Here is a 255-nt window from a genome sequence, read left to right as displayed (position 1 = left end):
AGTGCCCAACTGAATGCTGGCAACTAAGATCAAGGGTTGCGCTCGTTGCGGGACTTAACCCAACATCTCACGACACGAGCTGACGACAACCATGCACCACCTGTCACTCTGTCCCCCGAAGGGGAAAATCCTATCTCTAGGAGTGTCAGAGGATGTCAAGACCTGGTAAGGTTCTTCGCGTTGCTTCGAATTAAACCACATGCTCCACCGCTTGTGCGGGCCCCCGTCAATTCCTTTGAGTTTCAGCCTTGCGGC

At 53.7% G+C, this 255-nt stretch carries 1 rRNA gene; it reads right to left on the bottom strand.

Annotated features, from left to right (window positions below):
* A 16S ribosomal RNA gene (locus LC455_RS31220) occupies window positions 1-255 on the bottom strand; the annotation flags it as partial.

This window comes from Neobacillus bataviensis, assembly GCF_019969725.1.
The sequence above is the reverse complement of the archived record's forward strand: the minus strand, read 5'-3'. Positions and strand labels throughout refer to the sequence as shown.